General features: G+C 68.2%; 24 protein-coding genes and 1 pseudogene. 12 read left to right on the forward strand and 13 right to left on the reverse strand.

What is annotated here, in order from left to right; all coding sequences use genetic code 11:
• Positions 1-21: 21 nt before the first annotated feature.
• Positions 22-1824 carry a DUF885 domain-containing protein gene (locus AB4Y98_RS08390; RefSeq protein WP_442244145.1) on the forward strand — a complete coding sequence of 601 codons (1803 nt, stop codon included), beginning with the start codon at positions 22-24 and terminating at the stop codon, positions 1822-1824.
• 73 nt (positions 1825-1897) lie between these two features.
• Here AB4Y98_RS08390 and AB4Y98_RS08395 read toward each other — a convergent pair whose 3' ends face one another.
• The gene (locus AB4Y98_RS08395; protein ID WP_363733819.1) at positions 1898-2356 is read right to left on the reverse strand and encodes a hypothetical protein; all 459 of its coding nucleotides are present in this window, start codon (positions 2354-2356) and stop codon (positions 1898-1900) included.
• A gap of 181 nt (positions 2357-2537) precedes the next feature.
• Here AB4Y98_RS08395 and AB4Y98_RS08400 point away from each other — a divergent pair, with 181 nt between their 5' ends.
• From AB4Y98_RS08400 to AB4Y98_RS08415, 4 genes are all read left to right on the forward strand, one after another.
• Entirely contained in the window at positions 2538-2786 is a 249-nt protein-coding gene (locus tag AB4Y98_RS08400) for a hypothetical protein (RefSeq protein ID WP_032952021.1), read from the forward strand.
• Positions 2787-2909: 123 nt separating this feature from the next.
• Positions 2910-3827: a bestrophin family protein gene (locus AB4Y98_RS08405; protein WP_218788169.1), complete on the forward strand. Its 918-nt coding sequence runs from the start codon at positions 2910-2912 to the stop codon at positions 3825-3827.
• A gap of 19 nt (positions 3828-3846) precedes the next feature.
• On the forward strand, positions 3847-4836 hold the full coding sequence (hemB, locus tag AB4Y98_RS08410; protein ID WP_025877543.1) for a porphobilinogen synthase: 990 nt from the start codon (positions 3847-3849) through the stop codon (positions 4834-4836).
• A 33-nt stretch (positions 4837-4869) separates the two neighbouring features.
• Positions 4870-5139: a gas vesicle protein GvpG gene (locus tag AB4Y98_RS08415; protein ID WP_025877541.1), complete on the forward strand. Its 270-nt coding sequence runs from the start codon at positions 4870-4872 to the stop codon at positions 5137-5139.
• 159 nt (positions 5140-5298) lie between these two features.
• Here the strand turns inward: AB4Y98_RS08415 and AB4Y98_RS08420 are convergent, their stop codons facing one another.
• Positions 5299-6162, reverse strand: a complete 864-nt coding sequence (locus AB4Y98_RS08420) for a hypothetical protein (RefSeq protein WP_442244146.1) — start codon at positions 6160-6162, stop codon at positions 5299-5301.
• Between the two features lie 48 nt (positions 6163-6210).
• Here AB4Y98_RS08420 and aroE point away from each other — a divergent pair, with 48 nt between their 5' ends.
• From aroE to dinG, 3 genes are all read left to right on the forward strand, one after another.
• Positions 6211-7056, forward strand: coding sequence for a shikimate dehydrogenase (gene aroE / locus AB4Y98_RS08425; RefSeq protein ID WP_033832490.1), 846 nt, complete (start codon positions 6211-6213; stop codon positions 7054-7056).
• Positions 7057-7059: 3 nt separating this feature from the next.
• Entirely contained in the window at positions 7060-7410 is a 351-nt protein-coding gene (locus AB4Y98_RS08430; RefSeq protein ID WP_313251319.1) for a hypothetical protein, read from the forward strand.
• A gap of 152 nt (positions 7411-7562) precedes the next feature.
• A complete protein-coding gene (gene dinG, locus AB4Y98_RS08435; protein ID WP_442244147.1) occupies positions 7563-9665 on the forward strand; it encodes an ATP-dependent DNA helicase DinG in 2103 nt (700 codons plus the stop codon).
• A gap of 69 nt (positions 9666-9734) precedes the next feature.
• On the opposite strand, the gene AB4Y98_RS08440 is transcribed toward dinG, so the two are convergent.
• Entirely contained in the window at positions 9735-10334 is a 600-nt protein-coding gene (locus AB4Y98_RS08440) for a hypothetical protein (RefSeq protein ID WP_223497080.1), read from the reverse strand.
• A 105-nt stretch (positions 10335-10439) separates the two neighbouring features.
• Positions 10440-12278, reverse strand: a complete 1839-nt coding sequence (ilvD, locus tag AB4Y98_RS08445; RefSeq protein ID WP_394196700.1) for a dihydroxy-acid dehydratase — start codon at positions 12276-12278, stop codon at positions 10440-10442.
• Positions 12279-12716: 438 nt separating this feature from the next.
• On the opposite strand from ilvD, the gene AB4Y98_RS08450 reads away from it, so the two are divergent.
• Positions 12717-13286 (forward strand): DUF1190 domain-containing protein, encoded by a 570-nt coding sequence (locus AB4Y98_RS08450; RefSeq protein ID WP_032976852.1) that lies wholly within the window; start codon positions 12717-12719, stop codon positions 13284-13286.
• Between the two features lie 7 nt (positions 13287-13293).
• Positions 13294-14472 (forward strand): glutathionylspermidine synthase family protein, encoded by a 1179-nt coding sequence (locus AB4Y98_RS08455; protein ID WP_025877526.1) that lies wholly within the window; start codon positions 13294-13296, stop codon positions 14470-14472.
• 89 nt (positions 14473-14561) lie between these two features.
• Here the strand turns inward: AB4Y98_RS08455 and AB4Y98_RS08460 are convergent.
• The 9 genes and pseudogenes from AB4Y98_RS08460 to AB4Y98_RS08500 all read right to left on the reverse strand — a co-directional run.
• A pseudogene (locus AB4Y98_RS08460) lies at positions 14562-15758 on the reverse strand (DUF58 domain-containing protein); the annotation flags it as partial.
• A complete protein-coding gene (locus AB4Y98_RS08465; RefSeq protein ID WP_089237639.1) occupies positions 15755-16741 on the reverse strand; it encodes an AAA family ATPase in 987 nt (328 codons plus the stop codon). The gene AB4Y98_RS08465 and the pseudogene AB4Y98_RS08460, both read right to left, overlap by 4 nt.
• Positions 16738-17928, reverse strand: a complete 1191-nt coding sequence (locus AB4Y98_RS08470; RefSeq protein ID WP_442244148.1) for a DUF4350 domain-containing protein — start codon at positions 17926-17928, stop codon at positions 16738-16740. Before AB4Y98_RS08470 ends, AB4Y98_RS08465 begins: the two co-directional genes overlap by 4 nt.
• Entirely contained in the window at positions 17925-19559 is a 1635-nt protein-coding gene (locus tag AB4Y98_RS08475; protein WP_442244149.1) for a DUF4129 domain-containing protein, read from the reverse strand. The genes AB4Y98_RS08470 and AB4Y98_RS08475 overlap by 4 nt, the downstream gene beginning before the upstream one ends.
• A complete protein-coding gene (locus AB4Y98_RS08480) occupies positions 19549-20541 on the reverse strand; it encodes a stage II sporulation protein M (protein ID WP_032976855.1) in 993 nt (330 codons plus the stop codon). The genes AB4Y98_RS08475 and AB4Y98_RS08480 overlap by 11 nt, the downstream gene beginning before the upstream one ends.
• The gene (locus AB4Y98_RS08485) at positions 20538-21227 is read right to left on the reverse strand and encodes an RDD family protein (protein ID WP_032976856.1); all 690 of its coding nucleotides are present in this window, start codon (positions 21225-21227) and stop codon (positions 20538-20540) included. The genes AB4Y98_RS08480 and AB4Y98_RS08485 overlap by 4 nt, the downstream gene beginning before the upstream one ends.
• Positions 21228-21351: 124 nt before the next feature.
• The gene (locus tag AB4Y98_RS08490) at positions 21352-21882 is read right to left on the reverse strand and encodes a gamma carbonic anhydrase family protein (RefSeq protein ID WP_059065523.1); all 531 of its coding nucleotides are present in this window, start codon (positions 21880-21882) and stop codon (positions 21352-21354) included.
• 149 nt (positions 21883-22031) lie between these two features.
• Entirely contained in the window at positions 22032-23921 is a 1890-nt protein-coding gene (gene mnmG / locus AB4Y98_RS08495; RefSeq protein ID WP_080149610.1) for a tRNA uridine-5-carboxymethylaminomethyl(34) synthesis enzyme MnmG, read from the reverse strand.
• A gap of 557 nt (positions 23922-24478) precedes the next feature.
• Positions 24479-24946 (reverse strand): hypothetical protein, encoded by a 468-nt coding sequence (locus tag AB4Y98_RS08500; RefSeq protein WP_313251341.1) that lies wholly within the window; start codon positions 24944-24946, stop codon positions 24479-24481.
• A gap of 159 nt (positions 24947-25105) precedes the next feature.
• Here AB4Y98_RS08500 and AB4Y98_RS08505 point away from each other — a divergent pair, with 159 nt between their 5' ends.
• Together AB4Y98_RS08505 and AB4Y98_RS08510 are read left to right on the forward strand one after the other, a co-directional pair.
• Positions 25106-26068: a pyridoxal-phosphate dependent enzyme gene (locus tag AB4Y98_RS08505; RefSeq protein WP_363733840.1), complete on the forward strand. Its 963-nt coding sequence runs from the start codon at positions 25106-25108 to the stop codon at positions 26066-26068.
• Entirely contained in the window at positions 26065-26697 is a 633-nt protein-coding gene (locus tag AB4Y98_RS08510; RefSeq protein ID WP_025877503.1) for a YdcF family protein, read from the forward strand. The genes AB4Y98_RS08505 and AB4Y98_RS08510 overlap by 4 nt, the downstream gene beginning before the upstream one ends.
• The last annotated feature ends 92 nt before the right edge of the window (positions 26698-26789 follow it).

The raw sequence follows: 26789 nt of genomic DNA on the forward strand, positions 1-26789 counted from the left end.
AACCCTGTCCTGGAGTTCTCCATGAAGCCGATCGCGCTTGCCATCGCCCTGGCCCTGACCGCCGCCCCGCTGCTGTCGGTCCCACCGGCCCTGGCCGCACCGGCCGCCAAGGCCTCCACGCCGGCCAGCCCGGCCTGGGTCGCGCGCAGCAATGCACTGGCGCAGATCCTGCTTGATGCGCAGGGGCCATTCCAGCCCGAGGAGACCGGCTTCTTCGGCGTGCCCGGCTACGACGACAAGGTCGCCGACCTCGGCCCGGACAACGACCAGCGCTACCGCGCCGCGATGGCCAAGGCCCGCGACGAACTGAAGGCCAAGCTGGCCAGCGAGAAGGATCCCAACGTCCGCCAGGACCTGGAGATCATGATCGCCGCCGCCAACCAGAGCATCGAGGGCAGCGAGCTCAACCAGAAGTACCTGCTGCCGTGGCGTGATGCGCCGCAGAGCGTGTTCAGCGGCCTCAACCTGCTGCTGTCCGACCAGGTGCCGGCCGAGCGCCGGGCCAAGGCGGTGGATCGCCTCAAGGCGTATGCGGGCCTGCAGCCGGGCGGCACCGCGTTCACCACACTGGCCCGCCAGCGTTACGAAGAGCGGTTGAAGGACAGCACGCTGCTGCAGCCGACGAAGATCGAAGTGCAGCAGTCGCTGGACAACGTCGAGACCTACATCACCGGTATCGAGTCGTTGCTGAAGAAGTACCAGGTCGCTGGTGCCGACGAGGCGATGAAGGCGCTTGCCGCACAGATGAAGGACTACGCCGCATGGACCCGCAAGGAGGTGCTGCCGAAGGCACGTGCCGATGCGCGCCTGCCGGCTCCGCTGTACGCCTACCAGCTCAAGCAGGTCGGCATTGATATCGACCCGAAGCTGCTGATGCAGCGCGCGCAGCTGGAGTTCATGGAAACCCGCTCGGCGATGCGCCAGCTGGCGCCGCTGGTGGTGAAAGAGAAGGGTTTGAAGGTCAGTGATCCGAGCGACCCGGTGGCGGTGATCCGCGCGCTGAAGGGCGAGAAGATTGCCGATGACCAGCTTGAAGGCCACTACCGCAAGGTGATCGATGCCATCGATCCGTTGATCCGCGAACACCGCATCGTCGACGTGCCGCAGCGCGCGATGCAGATGCGCCTGGGCTCGGCCGCCGAAAGCGCTGCCAGCCCGGCACCGCACTTCCTGCCTGCGCCGCTGGTCAACAACACCGGGCAGCAGGGCACATTCGTGCTGCCGCTGGGCAACCCGGCTGCCGGTGCGGGTGCGCAGTACGACGACTTCAACTTCGGTTCGGCGGCCTGGACGCTGAGCGCGCATGAAGGCCGCCCGGGCCACGAGCTGCAGTTCACCGCGATGGTCGAGCGTGGCGTGTCGCTGGCGCGCACCATGTTCGCGTTCAATTCGGTGAACGTGGAAGGCTGGGCGCTGTATGCCGAGGCGGAGATGGTGCCGTACGAGCCGCTGGACGGGCAGATGATCGCGCTGCAGTTCCGCCTGTTGCGTGCCGCCCGCGCGATGCTGGACCCGATGCTCAACCTCGGCCTGACCGACCGTGCCAACGGCGAGCGCGTGCTGATCGAGCAGGTGGGTCTGTCCAAGGCGATGGCCACCCAGGAGCTGGACCGTTACATGGTGCGCATGCCGGGCCAGGCGGGCAGCTACTTCTACGGCTACACCCGCATCCTCGAACTGCGCATGCAGACCGAGCTGGCACTGGGCGCGAAGTTCGACCGTCTGGCCTTCAACAACTTCCTGCTCGACCAGGGCCTGTTGCCGCCGGACCAGCTGGCCGAAGCGGTGCAGCAGCAGTTCGTCCCGAAATACAGGAAGAACTGACCGGTAGTGCCGGCCGCTGGCCGGCATTGCCTTTGCCCTGCGGTTGCCGGCCAGCGGCCGGCACTACCGCCGCTCAGCGCTGCGGGGTGATCGTCTGCGTCGGCAGGCGTGCCGGCGGCGCCGGATTCGGTACCCAGATCGCCACGCCGGCGGCGCGCTTCTGCGTCGTTGGTATGCCGATGCCCACGCCGCCGCCCACGTGCGAACCGTAACTGCCGGCACCCACCGACATGCCGACCGGTGAGCCGCTGCTGCCCACGCCCATCAGGATCACGCCGTTGGCACCCAGTGCAGCCGCTTCGCGCTTCAGGCGAGCCACGGCGGCATCGGTCTGGCCCTGCGTGCCGAAGCCCACCGCCGAAGACGATTCCAGCTGGGCGATTTCCTGCGAACCGGCGGGCGGCGTCGAATAGATCTGCACCTGGGACGGATCGATCGGCGCGCGGGCGCGGCCCAGCATGACCTTGGAGGTACTGGCGCAACCGGCAACGGTCAGCAGCACGGCCGCCAAGGCGACCCAACGGATGTTCATGGCGTATACCCCTGTAGGACTGGTTCGGATCATCAGCCGGGCACTCTGAATCGGCGCCAACATCGGGGCTCGACCCATGGCCGCACGCTAGCACGGGGCCGGTGAGGCTGACGGCAACGGCGGTAGGCGGCGCTGCCGGGAACGGCTATGGTTGGCGCATGAACAACCACCGGAGGGCGCTATGGGTGTGATCAGTCTGTTGTGGGGCGTGCTGGCGCTGCTGTGGATGATCCTGGCGTTGATACCGCTGCTGGGCTGGGGCAACTGGTTCCTGATCCCGTTCGCCGCGGTCGGCGCGATCATCGCCGCGCTCGGCATCCTGTTCACCCACCCCAGCAAGCGCGGCCGGGCGTGGACCGGGCTGATCCTGAACGGCATCGTGGTGGTGGTCGGCATCCTGCGCCTGGGGCTGGGCGGCGGCGTGATCTGAGCCGGTCGGGCCGGTGCGACCGGGCGTCGCAGGGACACGGCCGCCGGCCGGGCAGGGAGTAGAATGGGCGGCTGCGCGAGCCCCCCGCGTGCCTGTCGAACCGCGCCCTGCGCGGCTGCTCCCATGATCATTCGTTCCCGTCCCCACGGCTGGCAACTGCTGTACATCCTGCGTGGCTCCATCGTTCCGGCGATCGCGCCGAAGGTGCTGGCCATCCTCATCCTGTCCATCGCGGTCGCCGCGGTGGTGGAACTGGCGCCGCCGATCGGCATCGAGCGTGTCTCGGTCACCCCGTTCACCCTGCTCGGCCTGGTCCTGTCGATTTTCCTCAGCTTCCGCAACAGCGCCTGCTACGACCGCTGGTGGGAGGGCCGCAAGCTGTGGGGCCAGCTGGTGTTCGAATCGCGCTCGCTGGCGCGGCAGGTACAGGTGCTGCTGGCCGACGACGCACCGCGCCGCCAGCGCCTCGGCTACCTGACCACCGCCTTCGCCTATGCACTGGCCGCGCGCCTGCGCGCCCGCGACGTCGCGCTGGCGGCGGTGCCATGGCTGGACGAGGAACAGCGCGGGCAGCTCGCCCAGCGCGAGAACGTGCCCGATGCGTTGCTGGCGATGATCGCCGCCGAACTGGCCCAGGCCCGTCGCGCCGGCACGCTCGATTCCATTCTTTACGTCCAGCTGGAAGAGCGCCTGCACGCGATGTCCTCGATCCAGGCTGGCTGCGAACGCATCCTGACTACCCCGCTGCCGTTCGCCTACACCCTGCTGCTGCACCGCTGCGCGTGGATGTTCTGCGTGCTGCTGCCGTTCGGCCTGGCCAGCTCGCTGGGCTGGGCCACACCGGTGCTGTCGGCGGTGCTGGCCTACGCCTTCTTCGGCCTGGACCAGCTGGGTGAAGAAATGGAAGACCCGTTCGGCCTGGAGCCGAACGACCTGCCGCTGGACGCGCTGGTGCGCACCATCGAGATCGACCAGCTCGACGCCCTCGGCGAACGCCCGTTGCCCGCACCCCTGCTGCCGCAGGGCTACCTGTTGCAATAGCCACTCCCCGGAGCCTGCCATGCCTCATCCCCATTACCGCCCGCGGCGCATGCGCCATGACGAATTCTCGCGCCGCCTGATGCGCGAGAACACGCTGACCACCGACGACCTGATCTATCCGGTGTTCGTGCACGAACCGGCCGGTCGCGTTGCGGTGCCGTCGATGCCTGGCGTGGAGCGGCTGTCGATCGAAGAGCTGCTGAAGGTGGCCGAGGAAGCGCTGGAACTGGGCATCCCGGTGATCGACCTGTTCCCGGTGCTGGATGCCTCGCAGAAGTCGCTGGACGCCTCGGCGGCGTGGGCCGAGGACGGCCTGGCGCAGCGTGCGATCCGCGCGCTGAAGTCGCGCTTCCCGGAGCTGGGGGTGATGACCGACGTGGCCCTGGATCCGTACACCACGCACGGCCAGGACGGCATCATCGATGACAAGGGCTACGTGCTTAACGACATCACCGTCGAAGCGCTGGTCAAGCAGTCGCTGTCGCATGCCGAGGCAGGCGCGGACATCATTTCGCCGTCGGACATGATGGATGGCCGCATCGGTGCGATCCGTCGTGCGCTGGACGCCGACCACCACCTCAACGTGCGCATCATGGCCTACTCGGCCAAGTACGCGTCGGCGTTCTACGGTCCGTTCCGCGATGCGGTGGGCAGCGCGGCCAGCCTCGGCAAGGCCGACAAGAAGACCTACCAGATGGACCCGGCCAACGGTGACGAGGCGATGCGCGAGATCGCGCTGGACCTGGAGGAGGGCGCGGACATGGTGATGGTCAAGCCGGGCATGCCGTACCTGGACCTGGTGCGGCGGGTGAAGGAAACCTTCGGGGTTCCGACCTTCGCTTACCAGGTCAGTGGCGAGTACGCGATGATGAAGGCGGCGTTCGCCAACGGCTGGCTGGACGAGCGCGCCTGCGTGCTGGAATCGCTGCTGGGCTTCAAGCGTGCCGGCGCCGATGGCGTGCTGACCTATTTCGCGCCGCAGGTGGCGCGTTGGCTGCGCGAGCGCTGACAATAGCGCCCACGACGGACGGAGGAACACGCGATGGGACCTGAAATGGGTTGGATGCAATGGTTGATCTGGGGCACCGGTACGCTGGTGTTCGGGGCCATCATCGTCGGCGTGTTCGTTGCTGCCTGGCGCGCCGCGCGGCGCCCGCCCGAGCAGCTCTCCGCTGCCGCCCGGGTCGCCCGCGAGCAGGCCGTGCCGGAAAGCGTGCAGGCCGAACTGGCTGCACTGAACCGGCGCAAGGACAACGGCCAGCTCAGCGAAGCGGAGTACGAGCAGCAGCGCGCGAAGGTGCTGTCGCGCTGAGCGCCGTGGCCCGGGACCCGGGCCATCCACGCATGGCGTGGATCTACTGGTAGCCGCCAACCCTGGTTGGCGGTTTTGTTTCTGTGCCGATCAAGGTCGGCACCTACCGGAGGGGGGCGGTCGGCATCCACCAAACGCTCATCCACGCATGGCGTGGATCTACCGCACGCACCCAGGCACTGCCGCCACCTTCGGCACGGCCAGCCGGTATACATCCACGCCACCGGCGCGGGGCGACTTCGCCGCGTTGCTGGCCACCATCATTTCGCCCGGCTTGGCGTTGTCGACCACCGGCGCGCCGGTCCAGCCGCTGGCCTGGTTGAACGACAGTCCGATCGGCTGCAGCGCAGCGCCCGTCCATGCGCAACCGCTGGTCCAGACCTGCGCGGTGTCACCGCTGCCACGGCTGAAGGCCACCGCGCCAGCGCTGCCCAGCCAGTCGCCATCGGTTTCATCGGCGGGGCTGTTCAATGCCTGCAATGCCGTCGCCGGGCCTCGCACGCCCTGCGCGTCCAGCGTGGCCACGAACAGGTCCCAGCCGGCACCACGGCCCTGCTGGCGGGCAAACAGCAGCTGTCGCCCGTCCGCGCTCAATGCCGGCCCGCGCTCTTCATGGCGGCCACCATCGCCTGCCAGCGCTTGCGGCGCCCCCACGCTGCCATTGGCGGCGATCGCTGCCCGGTACAGCCCCGACCGGCCCTCGCGGCCTGCTGCGAACAGCAGCCAGTGGCCGTCGCGGCTGAAATACGGATCGCGCACCTCGCCGGACACCGCCAGCGGCAACGCCTGCGCCTGCTGCCAGCGGCCGTCGACCACGCGCGCCTGCCACAGCCCCCAGCCGGCCTCGCCACGGCGGGCGAAGACGATGCGCTGGCCATCGGCGCTGATCGTGGCCCGGCCTTCATCGGCACGGCTGGAGACCACGCCCATGCCTTCGATGCCGTACTCGTTCAACGCCATCGCCACCGGGGCAGAGAGTAGACTGGCGGCGAGCACCAGCAGGGTCGGGGCGATACGCATCATCCAGGTCCATGCACGAAAGAGCACCAGTCTAGCCAGCTTGAGGATTCCATGACCGATCGTTACGCCGTCTTCGGACACCCCGTCGCCCACTCGAAGTCGCCGCAGATCCATGCTGCGTTCGGTCGCCAGGAAGGCATCTCCCTCGACTACCGCAGCATCGATCTCGCCCCGGATGCATTCCTGGCCGGGCTGGAGGCGTTCGCCTCCGAAGGCGGTGTCGGTGCCAACGTCACCTCACCGCACAAGGAAGCGGCGTTCTCGGTGTGCACTACGCTGACCGCACGCGCGCGCCGCGCCGGCTCGGTCAATACCCTGCTGCGCAAGGGCGACCGCTGGCACGGTGACACCACCGATGGCATCGGCCTGGTGCGCGACCTCACCGACCGCCACAGCCTGGACCTGCGCGGCCGCCGCGTGCTGCTGCTGGGCGCCGGTGGTTCGGCGCGCAGCGTCGCTCCGGCGCTGCTGGATGCCGGCATCACCGAACTGGTGGTGGTCAACCGCACGCCGGAACGTGCCGATGAACTGATCGATGCCATGGGCGAGCCGGGCCGCGCGCTCAGCCGCTACTGGGATGATCTGCGCGACCTCGGTGATTTCGAGCTGATCCTCAACGCCACCTCGGCCGGCCGTGATCGCGACGCCGAGTTCAAGCTGCCGCTGTCGCTGGTCAATTCGATGACCACGGCCGTCGACCTGAACTACGGCGAGGCCGCCATCGCCTTCCTGGCCTGGGCGCGCGCCGCGCAGTGCCGCAACACGGTCGATGGCCTGGGCATGCTGGTGGAGCAGGCGGCGGAGAGCTTCCTGCAGTGGCATGCCGTACGCCCGCAGACCGACGAGGTCTACCAGCAGCTGCGCGCCGGTGCCGGCGCCTTCGCCGGGCAGGACTGATCGATGGATACCCAGGCTCTGATGGTCTCCCTGCTGACCATGGTCGGCGTGCGCCTGCCGGTGCTGATTGCCCTGTGCGTCGGCCTGGTCTGGGTGATGGGCGCGCCGCGCGATCCGGCACGCACCGGCGCGCTGACCGGCCTGCTGCTGTTGCTGGCGTCCAGCATGGGCAGCCTGCTGGCCAACCTGGTGCCGATGTGGATGGTCAGCAAGGGTGACTTCAGTGCGATCTCGCAGCTGAGTACCGTGCTGGGTGTGGTCCACTTCGGCCTGGCGATGCTCGATGCCGTTGGCACGGTACTGCTGGTCTGGGCATTGGTACGGCTGCTGCGGCTGCGCGCTGCGGCGCCCTGACCCCGATGGCGGCCTTGGCCGCGTCGGTGGTGTTGCGGGGCGCGCATCCAGCCATCGCGCGACGCGGCTGACCCTGTTCAGCGCCCACGCCTCGGAGGCCGTGGCCGGCCATGCGACAATGGCCGGCCTGACCCCGCTACGGTAGTTCTGGCGTGACCGAAACCGTCGCCGCTCCACGCAAGCTCGATGACACCTTGAAGGACGCGATCCGCAAGGCGTACACGACGCTGCAGGCCAATACCCCCGGCTTCTCCACCCGCCGCTCGCAGAGCCAGATGATCGGCGTGGTGTCGCGTGCGCTGTCCACCAGCGGTGGCGTGGGCGTGGTCGAGGCGCCGACCGGCGTTGGCAAGAGCCTGGGCTACCTGACCGCCGGGGTGCCGATTGCCCTGGCCAGCAAGAAGAAGCTGGTGATCAGCACCGGTACCGTGGCGCTGCAGTCGCAGCTGGTCGAGCGCGATATTCCGAACTTCCTCAAGGCCACCGGCCTGGAGGCGACCGTTGCCCTGGCCAAGGGCCGCACCCGCTACCTGTGCACGCGCAACGCCGCCGAGGCGCACGGCGAGGGCGCGCAGAACGGCATGTTCGAGGACGAGCAGCCGCTGTTCGACCGCCCGCTGGCGCCGATCGAGATGGACATCGCCAAGCGCCTCACCGTGGCCTTCACCAGCGGCAGCTGGGACGGCGACATCGACAACGCACCGGAAACCATCAGTCCTGGCCTGCGTAGCCGTATCACCACCCCGGCCTCAGGCTGCGCGGGGCGACGCTGCGCGTACTCGGCGCAATGCGCGGTGCTGCGCTCGCGCAACACCGTGCGCGATGCGCAGATCGTGGTCACCAACCACGCGCTGCTGCTGTCGGCGCTGTCCATTGGTGACAGCGACAACGGCCAGCCGATGATCGCCGCGCCGTCGGACATGCTGCTGGTACTCGACGAAGGCCACCACGTGGGCAACGTGGCCATCGACCAAGGCGCGGCCAGCCTGGCATTGGATGAAATGGCCAAGCGCACCGGCCGCCTGCAGATCCTGATCGCCGGTGCCTACCGCGCGGTCGACAAGGACCGCCTCGGCAACCTGCTGCCGAACGAAGCCATCGACGCGGCCAGCAACGTGGCCAAGGGCCTGCGTGCGTTCCGCGACCACGTCGAGGCGGTATGGATGCCGGCGCCGGCCGACGAGGAGCCGATGTGGCGCGCGGCCAACGGACGCCTGCCCGAGACCTGGCGCGAGCCGATCGAGGCGCTGGCCGACGATACCCGCAGCCTCTACAACTGGGCGCACGCGGCCACCGCGCAGGTCGCCAAGGGCAAGCCGGACGATCCGGCGCGCGAGCGCCTGCAGCGCAACCTGGGCATGGCGCTGGAGATGATCGAGCAGCAGTACAACCTGTGGCAGGTCTGGCGCCGCGAAGACAAGGAAGGCGCGCCACCGATGGCACGCTGGGTGACCGCCACCCGCGATGGCGACCTGGTGCTGCATGGCTCGCCGGTGTCGGCCGCGCACGTGCTGCGCAAGCTGTTGTGGGATGAAGTGGATTCGGTGGTGATGACCTCGGCGACGCTGACCGGTGGCGGCGACTTCCAGGCGCTGGCGATCGACAACGGCATCCCCGAAACCGCTGAGATGGTCTCGCTGTCCTCGCCGTTCGACCTGCCCAACCAGGCCGAGCTGATCGTGCCGCCGTTCCCGGTCACGCCCGATGACCGCGAAGGCCATCCGCGCGAAGTGGCGCGCTACATCGGCAAGGAACTGGACTGGACGAAGGGCTCGATGGTGCTGTTCACCTCGCGCTGGAAGATGGAGAAGGTGGCGGGCCTGATGCCGGCCGCCAAGCGCAAGCAGGTGCTGGTGCAGGGCGAGATGTCGAAGACGCGCATGATCGACGAACACCTGCGCCGTGTCGCCGCCGGCGAAGGTTCGGTGCTGTTCGGGCTGAACTCGTTCGGCGAAGGCCTGGATCTTCCCGGTGAGGCCTGCACCACGGTGGTGATCACCCAGGTGCCGTTCGCGGTGCCGACCGATCCGCAGACCGCCACCCTGAGCGAATGGGTGGAAGCGCGTGGGCTCAATGCGTTCAACCTGATCGCGATCCCGCATGCGCTGCGCACGCTGACCCAGTTCGCCGGCCGCCTGATCCGCACCTCCACCGACACCGGGCGGGTGATCATCCTCGACTCGCGCCTGCTGACCCGCCGTTACGGCAAGCGCATCATCGACGCGCTGCCGCCGTTCAAGCGCACCATCGGCTGAGCAGCGGGGTCAGATCCCTTCCGCAGGAAGGGCTCTGACCCGGCCGTGCGAGCAGGGTCGTTTCGCCCTTCAGTCCTGCGACTGCGGGCACGACTCGGATGCCAGTGCGTAGGGCTGGTACATGCAGCGGATCAGGTCATCCACGGTCTGCAGCCGCGGCGGCCATGCGACGCGCTGCGGGCCTTGCCTGGTCTGCATTCCGGCCATGCCGTCGCTGAGCGTGGCGCCCGGCGGCAGCGGCAGCGCCGCCAACCGCGCGCGGGCACGTCGCAGTGCCGGCAGGTCGTCGTCGAGAAAGGCGATGGTCGCATCCACATAAAGGTTCCATCCTTCCGGATCGGCGCCCGCCGGCTTGTACGTCAAGCGCATCAGCGCGCTGGCCGGATCGCGTTGCCCCGCGTAGGCGCGCAGTTGCGCCTCGTGCCAGGCCAACGCTGGGTGGCCGCTTGCCTTGGCCTGGCGCCGGTATGCGGCGAACAGGTCAGCCAGTTCCAACTGGCAGCCGGCGCGCCGGACCAGCGCGTCCCAACCCTCGCCGGGGCCGTGGTCGAATGCTGCCGGAGACATCGCCAGCAGTTGGGCACGATTGTCGAAGCGGCATTCGTCGGCGAACGCCGGCGTGGACGCAGTGGCCAGTGCCAGCGATATCAGGCTGAGGAAATGGCGCATCAGGACGTCCATGTGTGGGGGTCGCACATGATGCACCCCCGGGGTGGACGGCACGACAGGCAACGTGCGCTGCAGCTGCCGGCCAGCGGCCGGCACTACCCGTCTTCAGTCGCCAAGCAGGGCGGTGTTGCGTACGGCGCCCTTGTCGGCGCTGGTGGCCAGCAGGGCATAGGCCTTCAGCGCGCTGGTGACCTTGCGTGGGCGCGGTGCGCGCGGCTTCCAGCCCCGTGCATCGGCGTCGGCGCGGCGCTGGGCCAGCGTCGCCTCCTCCACCAGCAGGTCGATGCGGCGGGCCGGGATGTCGATGCGGATGCGGTCGCCATCCTCCACCAGTCCGATCACACCGCCGCTGGCCGCTTCCGGCGAAACGTGGCCGATCGACAGGCCCGAGGTGCCACCGGAGAATCGGCCGTCGGTCAGCAGTGCGCACTGCTTGCCCAGGCCTTTCGACTTCAGGTAGCTGGTCGGGTACAGCATCTCCTGCATGCCCGGGCCGCCCTTCGGGCCTTCGTAGCGGATCACCACCACGTCGCCTGGCTTCACTTCATCGGCAAGAATGCCGGCCACGGCGGCGTCCTGGCTTTCGAACACGCGCGCATTGCCTTCGAACACGTGGATCGATTCGTCCACGCCCGCTGTCTTCACCACGCAGCCGTCGATGGCCAGGTTGCCGCGTAGCACGGCCAGCCCGCCTTCCTGCGAATAGGCATGTTCCAGCGCACGGATGCAGCCTTCGGCGCGATCCTGGTCCAGCGACGGCCAGCGCGTGGCCTGGCTGAAGGCTTCCTGGGTGGGAATGCCGGCGGGACCCGCCTTGAAGAAGGTGTGCAGGGTGTCGTTGTCGCTGCGCATCACGTCCCAGCGATCCAGTGCTTCACCGAGCGTGGCGCTGTGCACGGTCGGCACCGAGGTATCCAGCAGGCCGGCGCGATCCAGTTCACCGAGGATGCCGAACACGCCACCGGCGCGGTGCACATCTTCGACGTGGTACTTGGGCGAGTTCGGCGCCACCTTGCACAGCTGTGGCACGCGCCGCGACAGTGCGTCGATGTGGGACAGGTCGAAGTCGACCTCTGCTTCCTGCGCAGCGGCCAGCAGGTGCAGGATGGTATTGGTCGAGCCGCCCATGGCGATGTCCAGGGTCATGGCGTTGGCGAACGCGGCCTGGGTGGCGATGCCGCGCGGCAGCGCACGCGGGTCTTCGCCGCCATACCAGCGGTGGCAGAGTTCGACGATCAGGCGGCCGGCGCGACGGAACAGCGCTTCACGGTCGGCATGCGTGGCCAGGGTGGTGCCGTTGCCCGGCAGCGACAGGCCCAGTGCTTCGGTCAGGCAGTTCATCGAGTTGGCGGTGAACATGCCCGAGCACGAGCCACAGGTGGGGCAGGCGCTGCGCTCGTACTCGGCTACTTTCTCGTCGCTGGCGCTTTCATCGGCGGCGATCACCATCGCATCAACCAGATCCAGCTTGTGCTCGGACAGCTTGGTCTTGCCGGCTTCCATCGGTCCGCCGGAGACGAACACCACCGGGATGTCCAGGCGCAGCGCCGCCATCAGCATGCCGGGGGTGATCTTGTCGCAGTTGCTGATGCACACCAGCGCATCGGCGCAGTGGGCGTTGACCATGTATTCGACGGCGTCGGCGATGATCTCGCGGCTGGGCAGCGAGTACAGCATGCCGTCGTGGCCCATGGCGATGCCGTCGTCCACGGCGATGGTGTTGAATTCCTTGGCGACGCCGCCGACCTGTTCGATTTCGCGCGCGACCAGCTGGCCAAGGTCCTTCAGGTGCACGTGGCCGGGCACGAACTGGGTGAAGGAGTTGGCGATGGCGATGATCGGCTTGTGGAAGTCGCCATCCTTCATGCCGGTGGCACGCCACAAGGCGCGGGCACCGGCCATGTTGCGGCCGGCGGTGGAGGTGCGGGAGCGGTATTCGGGCATGGCTGGCGGAACGGGCGGGCCGTACGACGTGGGGGTCGGTTGATCATGGCGGAGTTTTTCGGTTGCTGCTGCAACCACCAGAGGTGGTCCGGCAGGGCTGCGCCCTGCACCTGCCGAATCAACGGCAACGGCAACGGCAACGGCAACGTCAAAAACTGGCTATCCCTGGGATGGCGGGGTGGGTCCGGTGGCGGGGGACGCCGTAAATACGTCCATGTAGGCTCGGTCGCGCCATCCATGGCGCTCACGCCCCCGCAACCGGACCCACCCCGCCTCCGACAGTTGGTCGTGGGCCAGTAGATCCACGCCATGCATGGATGGATCGAGGGAGAGGACGACGAAAATGAAATTCCGTTCATCTTTCCTACTTTGCCGATTCCGGTTGTTGGCCCGGATTTGGCATGATGGGGCATTGTTCCGACTTGAAGGCATGAGGCCATGAAACGTTCCCGCACCACCGCGCTGCTGCTGATGAGCGCTGCGCCGCTGCTGTTCACTGCCTGCCAGAAGGAAGAGCAGGTGCAGGTGCAGGAAGGCCTGTATACCTCGGTGGAGGCCTGCACCACGGCTACCGCTGATCCTTCGGCGTGCCGCAATGCGTTTGCCGAGGCGCAGAAGAAGTCCGCCGATGCAGCGCCGAAGTACGCGACCAAGGAAGCCTGCGAACAGGATTACAAGCCTGAGCAGTGCGTGCAGCAGCACACCTCGGCCGGCACCTCGTTCATCGGTCCGATGATGATGGGCTTCTTCATGTCGCAGATGCTGAGCAACCGCGGTGGCCTGGCCCCGCAGGCGCCGGCTTCGGCGCCGGCCTACCAGGACAAGAGCGCCGGTTGGGCGCGTCCTGCCCCGGGTGGCAGCGGCGGCCTGAACACCGCCAGCGGCATCGGCGCGGGCAAGGCCGGGCTGGCCCCGGTCAGCAGCGAACCGAACCGTGCGGTGACCGCCAGCCGCAGCGGCTTCGGCAGCACCAGTGCGCGCCGCAGCGGCAGCAGCGTCGGCGGCTGATCGACCCATGCAACGTATCCGTATTGCCGAGCGCGCCCAGTGGCGGGCGCGCGCGGAGGAAGCCGGTTTCCGCTTCCACACCATCGACGGCCAGCCGTACTGGGATGAAAGCGCGTATTACGCGTTCACCCTGCGCCAGATCGAGCAGGACATCGAAGACCCCAGCGCCGAACTGCACCAGATGGCGATGGACCTGGTCGGCGATGTCATCGCCAGCGAGCGCCTGATGGACCAGCTGGCGATCCCCGCGCATTACCGCGACTGGATCGCCGACAGCTGGCGCCAGCGCCAGCCGCACCTGTACGGGCGCCTGGACCTGGCCTACGACGGCACCGGCCCGGCCAAGCTGTACGAACTGAACTACGACACGCCGACCTCGCTGTTCGAAGCCAGTTTCTTCCAGTGGCAGTGGCTGGAGGACCAGCGCAACGCCGGCCGCCTGCCGCAGCACGCCGACCAGTTCAACGCGATCCATGAAGCCCTGGTCGAACGCTTCGGCGAACTGGCCACGCAGCTGCCGCCGCCGTTGTATTTCAGTGCGGTGGGCAGCTCGGACGAAGACCGCGGTACGGTCGAGTATCTGCGCGACTGCGCTTCGCAGACGGGCCTGCACGGGCAGGCGATCGCCATCGAGGACATCGGCCTGTCCGAAGACGGGCGCTTCACCGCGCTGGACGATACGGTCATCGGCACGCTGTTCAAGCTGTACCCGTTGGAAGACCTGATGGCCGAGGAATTCGGTCGCGCGCTGCCGGGCTCGGGCGTGCAGCTGCTGGAGCCGGCGTGGAAGGCGGTGCTGAGCAACAAGGGCATCCTGCCGCTGCTGTGGCAGCGCAATGTCGGCCATCCGAACCTTCTGGAAGCACACTTCGATGACGGCAGCGCGCTGGCCTCGGGCTGGGTGCGCAAGCCGCTGTTCTCGCGCGAAGGTGCCAACATCGAGATGCACCTGGCCGACGGCAGCACGCAGCGCAGCGACGGTCCGTACGACGGTCCGGCGATCCTCCAGCGTGCGCATCCGCTCACCCGCTTCGAAGGCGGTTACCCGCTGATCGGCAGCTGGGTGATCGGCGACCACGCCTGCGGCATCGGCATCCGCGAGGACGACAGCGCGATCACCCGCGACAGTGCGCGCTTCGTGCCGCACGCGATCATCGACGAAGCGCCGACGCGGATCTACGTCTGATGGAGGTGCGGCATCAGCCGAATCGTTTGTTGCAAGGTAGTGCCGGCCGCTGGCCGGCAACTGCAGGGCGCTGCTGACGTTCATGAGGTTGCGTCATGCGCCTGCGCGCGCTGCTGCAAGTACAGCGCGGCGGCACCGGCCTGCGCGGCATCCTCAACCGTATGCACCTCACCCTCCAGCGCAGCATCCAGCTCGCGCTCACGCAGGCTGGCCACGCACACCAGGTGGCGTCGCTGCAGCAGGCGCACGGCAGCAAGCAGGTCTTCGATGTCTTCATCGCGTACGTTGCTGACCAGCATCACCAGCGCGCGCCGACGCTGGCGCAGTGATACTTCGGTGGCGGCGGCCAGGTAATCGGTGGCCACCGCCTGTGGCTGCAGGTCGTAGCTGGCGCGCAACAGGTGCTGCACCGTGCCCATGCCGCGCTGCGGCGCCACCCAGCGGCGCTCGCCGCCGACGGCGAACAGGCCAGCGGCATCGCCCTGGCGCAGGGCCAGGTAGGCCACCACCAGCGAGGCATTCAAAGCATGGTCGAAATGCGAGAGCCCGCCTTCGCTGGCCAGCATGCGCCGGCCGCTGTCGAGCATCAGCAGCAGCTGCTGGTTCTTCTCGTCCTGGTACTCGCGCGAGATCAGCTTGCGCGCGCGTGCGGTGGCCTTCCAGTCGAGCTGGCGCAGGCTGTCGCCGATGCGGTACTCGCGCATCTGGTGGAAGTCGGTGCCTTCGCCACGGCGGCGCTTCACATGCGCACCCACCAAGCGTGAAGCCTGGTCGGCGCTGAACAGTGCGAAGCGGGTGAGCGGCACGAAGTTGGGATAGACCCGTACCTCCAGCGCCGGTGGCAGCGTGCGTTGCTGCCACCACAGCCGCCACGGCGAGCGGATGCGCAGCTGCACGCCCTCGAAGGCAAAGCGCCCGCGCTGCTGCGGCTGCACGTGGTAATGCAGCGAGCTGACATGGCCGGCCCGCAACTGCACGCGCTGTGGCAGCGATTCCAGTGGCCAACCGCCCGGCACCAGATCGAACACGTGCACGTGCATGCTCTGTTCGCTGCGCAGGCGCAGGCCGACTTCGCGACGTACGCCCAGTGCCAGCGCCTCGGGCACGTCACGTTCGACGCTGGGCGACGGCCGACGTCGTTGCCGCCACAGATCAACCAGTGCCGGCACGGCAATCAATGTGCCGGCCACGGTCCAGCTCCAGCGCGGCAGCAGGCCGCCCAGCACCACGCCTCCCAGCACGGCCCAGGCCAACAGCAACGCCAGCAGCAGCGGCGCAGGCCTCATCGGCGCGGCGCTTCCACCTTGGCCAGCAGCGCACCCAGCACGTCGTCGGCATCCTGGCCTTCGATCTGCAGCTCCGGTGCCAGCGCAATGCGATGGCGCAGGGCAGGGCGGGCGATGTCGCGCACATCATCGGGGGTGACGAAATCACGCCCGGCCAGCACCGCCTGCGCGCGCGATGCACGCACCAGGGCGATGCTGCCACGCGGGCCGGCGCCAACGGCGATGCCCGGCCACTGCCGGGTAGCGGCCACGATGCGCACCGCGTAGTCGATCACTTCATCATCGACGGTGATCGCGGCGGTGGCCTGCTGCAATGCCAGCAGTTCACCGGCTCCGAGTACGCGCGGCACCTGGCTCAGGTCGAAATCGCTGGCGGCACGGCCGCTGGTGATCGCCGCGACCATGCGCTTCTCGTCTTCCAGCTGCGGATAGTCGATCAGCACCTTCAGCAGGAAGCGGTCCAGCTGCGCTTCCGGCAGCGGATAGGTGCCTTCCTGTTCCAGCGGGTTCTGCGTGGCCAGCGCCATGAACGGCGGCGCCAGGGTGAAGGCCTTGCCTTCGATGGTGACCTGGCCTTCCTGCATCACTTCCAGCAGCGCGGACTGGGTCTTGGCCGGGGCGCGGTTGATTTCATCGGCCAGCAGCAGGTTGGTGAACACTGGGCCGCGGCGGATCTTGAAGCTCTCGCTTTTCGGGTCGTACACCGCATGCCCGCTGACGTCACTGGGCATCAGGTCGGGGGTGAACTGCACGCGGCCATAGTCCAGCTCCAGTGCCTGCGCCAGCGCGCGCACCAGCAGGGTCTTGCCGAGGCCGGGCACGCCTTCGATCAGCACGTGACCACCGGCCAGCAGGGCGACCAGGATCTGGTCGAGCACATCGGCCTGGCCGATGAAGGCGTGGCCGACGGCCTGGCGGATGGCGTCGACGCGTTCGATCAGGCGGGCGGTGGCGGCCGCCGGAAGTTCAGGGGCATCGGTCATAGCAGGGATCTCATCTGGAGCAGCAAGCGGATGCGCTCGCGCAGGGCGGAGGAATCTTGCGGCGAAGGCGGCGTGAGTGCACTGGTGACACGACTGATCGGCCATTGCAGCACCGCGGCGATGGCCTGGTCACGCGCAGCACCGTCGAGTGCGGCCGCTACGGGTGCGCGCAGGCGCAGGCGATGCAGGAACAGCGCCTGCACGGCCTGGTAAAGGCGCGCGCCATGACCGAAGCGCAGCAGCAGTTCGCCACTGGCGCGCACGTGTTCCAGCAACGAACGGCGCTCGATCACCGGGGCGGGCAGGGCACTGCCGAAGCGTTGCGCGCGTGACCACAACCAGCCGAGGATCGCCAGCAGTAGCGGCACCCATAGCGGCCAGCCCTGGTAGAAGATGCGCGCGCCCAGCGAGGGCGGGCGACTGCCGTACACCAGCCAGACCGTGCCCCGCCCATAGTTGGGGTCGAGCAGGTAGCGGGTCAGGTCGCGGTGCGAGAGGTCGTGCAGGCCATCGCGGGCAACAGCATCGACGTCGACAGGGCGACGGCGCGTCGACGCGTTCGGTGCTTCACCACGCATGACGTCCATGTCCGCCAGCACGTCGATGCGGCCCTTGCCGTGCGGCAGGCGTGCGAATACCAGTCCTTCGTTGCCGCCCCATCGGCGCTCGGCCGTGGCGTTGGCCTGGAAGCCCAGGCTGAAGCGCCGGCCTCCACAGAACTCGACATGGCTGGGATCATCGACCACATGGAAGGGCTGGCAGTCGCTGTCATGGAACAGGCTGTCCACGCCGATCCTGTCCAGCAAGGGCCCCTGCGTGCTGCTGGCATCGTCCTCGGCCGGAGGCTGCGTGCGCAGCAGCAGATGGCCGCCGGTATCCACCCAGTCCAGCAGTGCCTGCGCAGTGCGCGGCGGCATGTCGGCGGTGTCCTGCAGCAACACCAGCGTATCGGTGGCGGCCAGTGGCATCTGTGCCAGGTCCAACCGCTGTCGGGACTGCACCTCGATGCCGTCGGCGCGCAGGGCCTGGCCCAGCACATACAGTGGGTTGTAGCTGGCTTCGCCCTGTGGCGGCAGCACGACGGTCTCGGTCACCTTTTCGTGCGTGCGCAGGAACAGGATCGTCAGTGGCACGCCGAGCAGGACCAGGGCGCCCAGCAGCAATGACCAGAACAGGCGCGGCGTCATGCCTGCCACCCGTACTGCTGGCGCAGGGTGCTGGCCAACGCATCGAAATCGCTGCGGCTGGGCAGGCGCCCACCGTAGGCGGCGTACTGCCACATGCGCACGATGCGCGCGAACAGTTCACGGTCGGTGCTGTCGGTCATGCGCCGCGAGGCACGCAGGCACTGTGCTTCGGTCGCACCGGGCGGCAAGGCGATGCCGGTGCGCTCCACCAGCGTGCGTACGCTGGCGCGATACAACAGGGCCAGCGCCTGCCGCGGTCGTCCCTGGTCCCACAGCAAGCCGGCCTGGGTCGCCACATCCGGCGGCAGCACCACCGGCATTTCCACCTGCTCTTCGGTGATCTGCGGTGCCTGCTTCTGCTTGCGGCGGCCGGAACCGCGCAACCACGGCAGCCACAGCCGCGCGGTCAACAGCAACACCAACAGCAGGACGCCCAGCAGCCCCCACAGGCCCCATTCGGCGATCCGTGCCAGCCACAGCTGGCCGCTTTTGCGCGCCTTGCGGTCTGTGTCGCTGCTACTGTCCTTCTGCAGATCCTTCTTGTCTTTCTTTTTTTCGGCGGCGTCTTCGATCGGCTTCCATCGGCTGACCTGCCGCGTCGGCCGCTGCAACGGATCTTCGTAGGCGCGGTTCACGGCCTGGCGGAAGCCAGCGGTATCCACCGGCGTGTCGCCGAAGATCACCGCCGGTGTATTGGCCGGATCGTTTTCCGCAGTGGCCGCTTCTTCGGCTTCTTCAGCGTCTTCCGCTTCTTCGTCTTCATCGGCGTTGGCCGTGGCGGTCTGCGCGGCGTCCGGCGTGTCGGCGTCCTGTGCGTGCACGGGCGCCAACGGCAGCGCCAGGCACAACAGCAGCACCAACGAAGAGGCGACCGGCAGCAGGCGTTCGCGCAGGCGGCGCAGGGCGATTTCCACGTCCCAGGCTTCCATCTGCGTGCGTCGGTTCAAGTACAGGCCGAAGCCGGCGCCCACGTAGAACGGCCCGATCAGCGCCGCCGCCAGCCAGCACAACAGGTTGAGGCCAAGCTTGGCCCACGCAGGCGCCTCCACGCTGACCATCGCCCACGCTGCGCGCCAGGATTCGGGCAGCAGTTCCAGCGGGATGAAGATGAAGAGGGTGGCGATCGCGCCCACCACCAGCACCAGCTCGAATGCCAGGCAGATCAGCGCCAGCACCAGCGCAGGGCCCGCGGCGCCGGCAGCGACTGCACGCCGGCGAGCGCCGCGGTGTGTGGGCGCGTTGCCCTCCAGCAGATTGACCGGCAGGCACAGGCTGCGCAGGCCGCTGAAACGACGCCAGCCCAGGTAGCCCCAGAAGCCGCTGCCACCCCACTGCCGCTGCGCGCGAAGCGCATCGCGCGGGCCGACCCGTTCGCCGAAGATGCCACGCGAGAGCACGTACAGCGGTGCGCGTTCGAACAACGGTTTGCACCACCACATCGCCAGCCACGCCCAGCCGAAGGCATCCAGCCACCAGGCCAGTGCATTGAACAGCACGAACAACGGCGCACTGGCCAGCAGCCAGCTGCCCCACACACCGCGTGCGTGGCGGCGGGCCAGCGCGCTGCCCAGCTCCATCGCTTCCCAGCTGCTGCGCGCGCGCAGCACCACGTCCAGATGGTCAATCCGCATGGCCACCTCCGCGTCCACCGCGCCACAGCCACAGCAGCACGCCGGCCCACAGCACCCCGGCCACGCTGAACTTCACTGCAGCAGGAATGTCGGCGATGGAGGACCAGAACGCTTCCACGAACGCGGCCAGCAGCAGCATGAAGGCCACGCCCAGGCACAGCCGCGCGCCGATGCGCCCGCCTTCGACCAGCGCATCCAGGCGTCGCCGCCGCCCGGGAGCCAGCAGTTTCATGCCCAGCTGTAGGCCGGCGCCGCCGGCAATCACGATCGCGGTCAGTTCGAACGCTCCGTGGCCGGCCACAAAGCGCCAGAACGGGCCGCCATGGCCGATGTGCTGCAGGTGGCCGGCGACCGCGCCGATGGTGATGCCGTTGAACAACAGCACCAGCAACGTGCCCAACCCCGCCAGCAGGCCGCTGGCGAAGGTGCGCAGGGCGATGCTGATGTTGTTCATGATGTAGTAGCCGAACATCATCCAGTCGGTGCCGCTGTCGCGGCCCAGGCGCTCGGCGGATGGATCGTACATGCGCTCCATCTCGGCGATCTGGCCGTTGTCCATCAGCAGGTGGATGCTGTCCGGGTACACCTGCACCAGCACGAAACAGGCCAGCGCCGGCACTGCGAACATCGCCAGCGCTGCCCACATGCTGCGCGCCTGGCTGCGCACCAGCAGCGGGAAATCAGCAACCAGGAATTCCAGCGCGCGCCGCCAGCGGGTCGGCGGCGTGCGGTACAGCACGCCATGGCCGTGCTGCATCAACTGCTGCAGGCGTTGCACCAGCTGCGGGCTGTAGCCGCGTTCGCGGGCCAGCGCCAGCTGCTGGCACAGCCGTCGGTAACGCTGCGGGAAGCTGACATCGCCGGCTTCTTCCGCGCCCGGCCTGCGCCGGCGCCGACGTGAGGCACCGGCGCGATGCTGCAGCCACTGCTCCAGGTCATGCCATTCCTGTTGATGGCGGGCGACGAACTGCTCCTGCTTCATCGTCGTCCCAGCAACCAGTTGGCCATTGCATACAGGCGCAGCACGCCGACTTGGCCGGACGCGCTGGTCAACGGCTCGGCGATGCCGGCCAGTTCCTGCTGGCGTGCGGGTGACAGGCGTGGCGCGCGCTCGGCGAAGGCCATCACCGCCGCCTGTTCCTCCGGCCGCAGCGGTTGCGGCGGCGCCAGCGCGCTGTCGATGGTGGCCGGCGGCGGCAGGTAATGCGGCGGTGCATGCACCACCATCGTGCCGGCAACCAGATCGCCCAGGCGGCGGCCATGCGGATCGAACAGGCTGCTGATCAGGCCCAGTGCGTAGCCGAAAGGCAGCATGTCCACGGTGCGCAGCAGGTTGCGGGTGATCGAGGCCATCCAGCCCACCGGTGCGCCATCCTGCGCGAGCACCCGCAGGCCCAGCACGCGCTTGCCGAGGGTACGGCCCCACAGCGCTTCGCAGACGATGGGGTAGGCCCACATCAGCAGGAACATCAGCGCCATGTACAGGCCGCGGCCGAACTCATCGAGCAGGGCCAGCGGAATGGACAGCGCGGTGAGCGCGCCGAAGCGGACGGCCAGGTCGATCAGCCAGGCCAGCGCACGCGGCATCGGGCCGGCCGCAGGCAACTGCAGCGGCACGCCTTCCGGCGTTACCACCTCGCGGTAGGTATCGAGCATCGGCGCGGCCATCAGCGCGATGGCCGCCGAAGTGGGCGCTGGAGTCCTCTCCGGCGTGCAGCCACGGGCATGGGGGTCTCGACGGTTCCTGGTCGGGCCCAGACTTTAGCAGAGCCCGGCCATTGGCGAGGCGGCCTCAGCCCAGGTATTCGTCCTTCAGCCGCACGTAGTGGTCGGCCGAATAGTGCAGCGACTCGATCTCCTTGTCGCTGAGCGTGCGCGCCGGACGGGCAGGGTTGCCCACCCACAGTTCGCCTTCGCCCACCACCTTGCCGGGGCCGACCACCGCACCGGCACCGACGAAGCCATGGCGCTCGACCCGGGCACCGTCGAGGATGCATGCGCCCATGCCGATAAGGCTGTAATCGCCGATGCTGCAGGCGTGGATGATGCAGCCATGGCCGACGGTGACGCCTTCGCCGATCAGGGTCGGGTAGCCGGCCTTGTTGTACGGGCTGTGGTGGCTGACGTGGATGATGGTGCCGTCCTGCACATTGGTGCGTGCACCGATCCGCACGAAATTGACGTCGCCACGGATGACCGTGCCCGGCCAGATCGATACGTCATCGGCCAGTTCGACATCGCCGATGATCGTGCAGGCCGGATCGACATACACGCGCTGGCCGAGCACCGGCATCTTGTCGCGGAAGGGGCGCAGCGGGGTCATCGGCATCTCCGGAAGAACAGGGCAATCGCGATGATGATACCGCGTGCAGGAAGCAGCCCCGCCGGTAGTGCCGGCCGCKGGCCGGCACCCGCAGAGGTTCTGCCGAAGGTGTATCGGGTTACCGGCCAGCGGCCGGCACTACCGTTTTTTCATGCCACGCGTCCGCGCCGTGCGCGCTCCAGGTGCACCAGCAGCAGAGAGATCGCCGCCGGGGTCATGCCCGGAATGCGCTGGGCCTGGCCGATGGTCTGCGGACGCACGCGCTCGAGCTTCTGCAGCGCTTCGGCCGACAGCCCGCGCACGATGGCGTAGTCGAAATCGCCGGCAATCGGCGTTGCTTCATGGCGCTGCTGGCGCTCGATCTCCTCGCGCTGGCGATCCAGGTAACCGGCGTACTTCACCCCGATCTCCACCTGTTCGGCCACTTTGCCATCGGCCACGGCCGGGCCGAGCGAGGGCACCCGCATCAGCTGCGCGTAATCCAGTTCCGGGCGCTTGATCAGGTCCAGCACGTTGGTTTCGCGGCTGACCGCCACGCCCAGCGTTTCCTGCACTTCGCGGCCCAGCGCATTGGCCGGCGTGGCCCACAGCGCGCCCAGGCGCGTGCGCTCGGCGGCCACGGCAGCCTGCTTGGTTTCGAAGGCACGCCAGCGACGATCATCGACCAGGCCCATGTCGCGGCCGGCCGGGGTCAGGCGCTGGTCGGCGTTGTCTTCGCGCAGCTGCAGGCGGTACTCGGCGCGGCTGGTGAACATGCGGTACGGCTCGTTGGTGCCGTGGGTGATCAGGTCATCCACCAGCACGCCGAGGTAGGCTTCGTCGCGACGCGGGCACCAGCCCTCGAGGCCACGCACCTGGCGAGCGGCGTTGAGGCCGGCCAGCAGGCCCTGTGCGGCAGCTTCTTCATAACCGGTGGTGCCGTTGATCTGGCCGGCGAAGAACAGGCCGTTGACCAGCTTGGTTTCCAGCGAGGCCTTCAGCCCGCGTGGATCGAAGAAGTCGTACTCGATGGCATAGCCGGGGCGGGTGATGTGCGCGTTCTGGAAACCACGGATGCTGCGCACCATCTCCAGCTGCACGTCGAACGGCAGCGAGGTGGAAATGCCGTTGGGATAGATCTCGACGATGCCCAGGCCTTCGGGCTCGACGAAGATCTGGTGGCTGGCCTTCTCGGCGAAGCGCACCACCTTGTCCTCGATGGAGGGGCAGTAGCGCGGGCCGATGCCTTCGATCTGGCCGCTGTACAGCGGCGAGCGGTGCAGGGCGTCGCGGATGATCTGGTGGGTCTGCTCGCTGGTGTGGGTGATCCAGCAGCTGACCTGCTGCGGATGCTCATCCACCGAGCCGAGGAAGGACATCACCGGGCGCGGCGTGTCGCCGGGCTGCTCGTCCATCACGCTGTAGTCCAGCGAACGGCCGTCGATGCGCGGTGGCGTGCCGGTCTTCAGGCGATCCACCTGGAACGGCCGCTCGCGCAGGCGTGCGGCCAGCGTGGTGGCGGGCGGATCGCCCATGCGGCCGGCTGCGTACTGGGTCGGGCCGACGTGGATCTTGCCGGCCAGGAAGGTGCCGGCGGTCAGCACCACGGCCTCGGCATCGAAACGCAGGCCGGTCTGGGTGATGACCCCGCGCACGTGGTCGCCCTCGATGACCAGGTCATCCACCGCCGCCTGGAACACGGTCAGGTTGGCCTGTCCCTCGACGATGGCGCGGATCGCCATGCGGTACAGGTTGCGGTCGGCCTGGCAGCGGGTGGCGCGCACGGCCGGGCCCTTGGAGGCGTTGAGGGTGCGCCACTGGATGCCGGCGCGGTCGGCGGCATGCGCCATCGCACCGCCGAGGGCGTCGATTTCCTTGACCAGATGGCCCTTGCCGATGCCACCGATGGCCGGGTTGCAGCTCATCGCTCCCACCGTTTCGATGTTGTGGGTCAGCAACAGGGTGCGCACGCCGGTACGGGCCGCAGCCAGCGCGGCCTCGGTGCCGGCGTGGCCACCGCCGATGACGATGACGTCGTAACGATGGAAGGAATCGATCATGGGGGCTGTTCAGCAAGGGGCAGGCGCAGCCGGAGGCGGCGCCGGGGTGGCGATTTTAGCGCCAATCGAGGCAGGGACGTTGGCGCCGGCCGGCCGGCGTCGAAATCAACCCTAAAGTTGGCAGGATTTTTGCAGATAACCCAATAGCACCCACCGTGGCTGGCGCCGCAGGCGCTGGTGACCGGAATTGGAACAGGGGCCGGTACAGGCGCACGGTGGGGAAGCAGAGGGGCCGGCAGTCGGGGGACTGTCCGGCCCTGTTTTTTGGGGCGGCTGGGAACGCGGCATCCACGCATGGCGTGGATCTACTGCCCGCGCGCCCTGGTGTCCCAAACAACAAACGGCCCCGCAGTGCGGGGCCGTTCGTCTTTAAAGGTGCCGACATCCGACAGGGCCGGAACAGGGGGGATCCAGATGTTCCTGTCGGATATCGACGCAGAGCTGTTTGGGACGGGCCCTTAACGCTTTTGTCACTTTGTGACGCTGGCCGTCACCACCTGCGTAGATTGAGGCTTGGACCGTGTGAAATGCAAGATGGAACAAGCGTCAACTGTGCGCTATCTCTCACGATCCATGGCACGCCAGGGGGAACTGTTCATCCTCGGCGCACGCGGAGCCGGAGCCGGACGCGCCTGCGGCGGCGGCGAGGGGCGCTCGACCCGCTGTGCAGGCTGCGGCGGTCGACGCATCGAATCCATGTTGCGCCAGGGCGAGCCGCCATTGTTCTGGCGCGGCGGCGGTGGCGGGCGGTTTTCGCCGCCGTTGCCGGGACGCGGTGGCGGGCGGTGGTTGTGGTGCGGCGGGCGGTAGATCGGCCGCTGGTAGTACGGGCCGCCATAGCCGTAATAGCCACCACCGCCGTAATACGGATAGCCGTAGTCGGCCGGGTAGCCATAGGGGTAGCGGTACTCCACCGACGGCGCACCGTGGTAGTAGCCACCGCTGCGGCCACCGACATAGTCATAAGTGGTGCAACCGGTCAGGGCCAGCAGCAGGCCACCGGCAAGCATCAGGCGCGTTTTCATGATGGGTCCCCCCAGAGGACGGGTATGCAGGCAGCTTCAGCCGCCGGCGTTGAATCAGCCCTTAATTCCGCCGGCCAGGATGAATGGCGGTGTAGGACTGCATGCTGGCATGACCGATGGCGCCCTCGCCAGCGCGGAGCCATACGTTAATCTTGCGTCATGAGCGATTCACTGTTGCCCCGCGCTGATGACGTCCTCGCCGCCGCCGCGCGGATCGCGCCCCATGCCAGCGTGACCCCGGTGCTGCGCTCGCGCACGCTGGACGCGTTGGCCGGTGCGCAACTGGCGTTCAAGGCCGAGCACCTGCAGCGTGGCGGCGCGTTCAAGTTCCGCGGTGCGTGCAATGCGGTGTGGTCGCTGGATGCCGATCACGCCAGTGCCGGCGTGGTAACCCATTCCTCCGGCAATCACGGCGCCGCCTTGGCGCTGGCTGCCCGCACACGGGGCATTCCCTGCCATGTGGTGGTGCCCGAAGGGGCGGTGGCCGCCAAGCTGGCCAACATTGCCCGGCATGGCGCCACTCTCTGGCGCTGCCCGGCCACCATTGCCGACCGCGAGGCCACCTGCGCCAGGGTGCAGGCCGATACCGGCGCCACTCTGGTCCATCCGTACACCAACCCCGCGGTGATCGCCGGGCAGGGCACGGCCGCGCTGGAGCTGCTGCACAGCGAGGGTCCGTTCGACGTGCTGGTGGTGCCGGTGGGCGGTGGTGGCCTGGCCAGTGGCACCGCGTTGGCCCTGCAGCACGCCAGCCCGGACACCCGGCTGGTGCTGGCCGAGCCGGCCGGTGCCGATGACACCGCCCGTTCGCTGGCGACCGGCAAGCGCCAGGAGGCATTTACCCCGGACACGATCTGCGACGGACTGCGCACGCTGATCGGCGCACCCAACTTCGCGCTGCTGCAGGCCGCGGGCGCCGAGGTCATCGTGGTTGACGATGCCGCCACCGTGGCGGCGATGCGCCTGCTGTGGGACGTGCTCAAGCAGGTGGTCGAGCCGTCCTCGGCGATCGTGCTGGCGGCGGTCCTTGCGCAGCCTGCGCGCTTCGCCGGCCTGCGCGTTGGACTGGTGCTGTCCGGCGGCAATGTCGATCTGCCTGCCCTGCGTTGGGGAGCGCCATGAGCCGCGGCCGCCATCGCGAACGTACCGGCCTGCTCGGTTGGGTGTGGCGGTTGTTCGTACTGCTGGTGATCTGGCTGCTGGGCGTGACCGCCTGGATCGTTTGGGTCGGCGAACGTGACCAGGCGGCCAAGGCGGACGCRATCATTGTGCTGGGCGCGGCGGCCTACGATGCCAAGCCCTCGCCGGTGTTTGAAGAGCGCATCCGCCACGGCCTGGATCTGTACGACGCCGGCTACGCGCCACTGCTGATCTTCACCGGTGGCTACGGCGGCACCGGTGCGCGCTTCTCGGAATCGCAGGTGGCCCGGCGCTATGCGCTCAAGCACGGCATTCCCGATGAGGCGATCCTCATCGAGACCGCCTCGCGCAATACCGTGCAGAACCTGGTCGAGGCCAAGCGGCTGATGGACCAGCGCAAGCTGCATTCGGTGATCATCGTGAGCGACCCGCTGCACATGGCGCGCGCGCTGCGTCTGAGCAAGGCGCTGGGCATCCAGGCGTTGGCCTCGTCAACGCCGAGCACGCGCTTCCGCAGCTTCCATACCAGCTGGCGCTTCCTGGTGCAGGAGATCTACTTCTTCCACCGCGACCTGGTGCGGCCGCCGTTGAGTTCACCGGCCAATACCTGAGCGCAGGCGTGCAATGGGGCCGGCCGGGACCTGCTGTTGGTAATTGCCGACCTTGGTCGGCACGGGAAGCACAGCGCCGACCAAGGTCGGCA

This window comes from Stenotrophomonas sp. 2YAF26, from assembly GCF_052114625.1.
GTDB classification, from domain to species: Bacteria; Pseudomonadota; Gammaproteobacteria; order Xanthomonadales; family Xanthomonadaceae; genus Stenotrophomonas; species Stenotrophomonas indicatrix.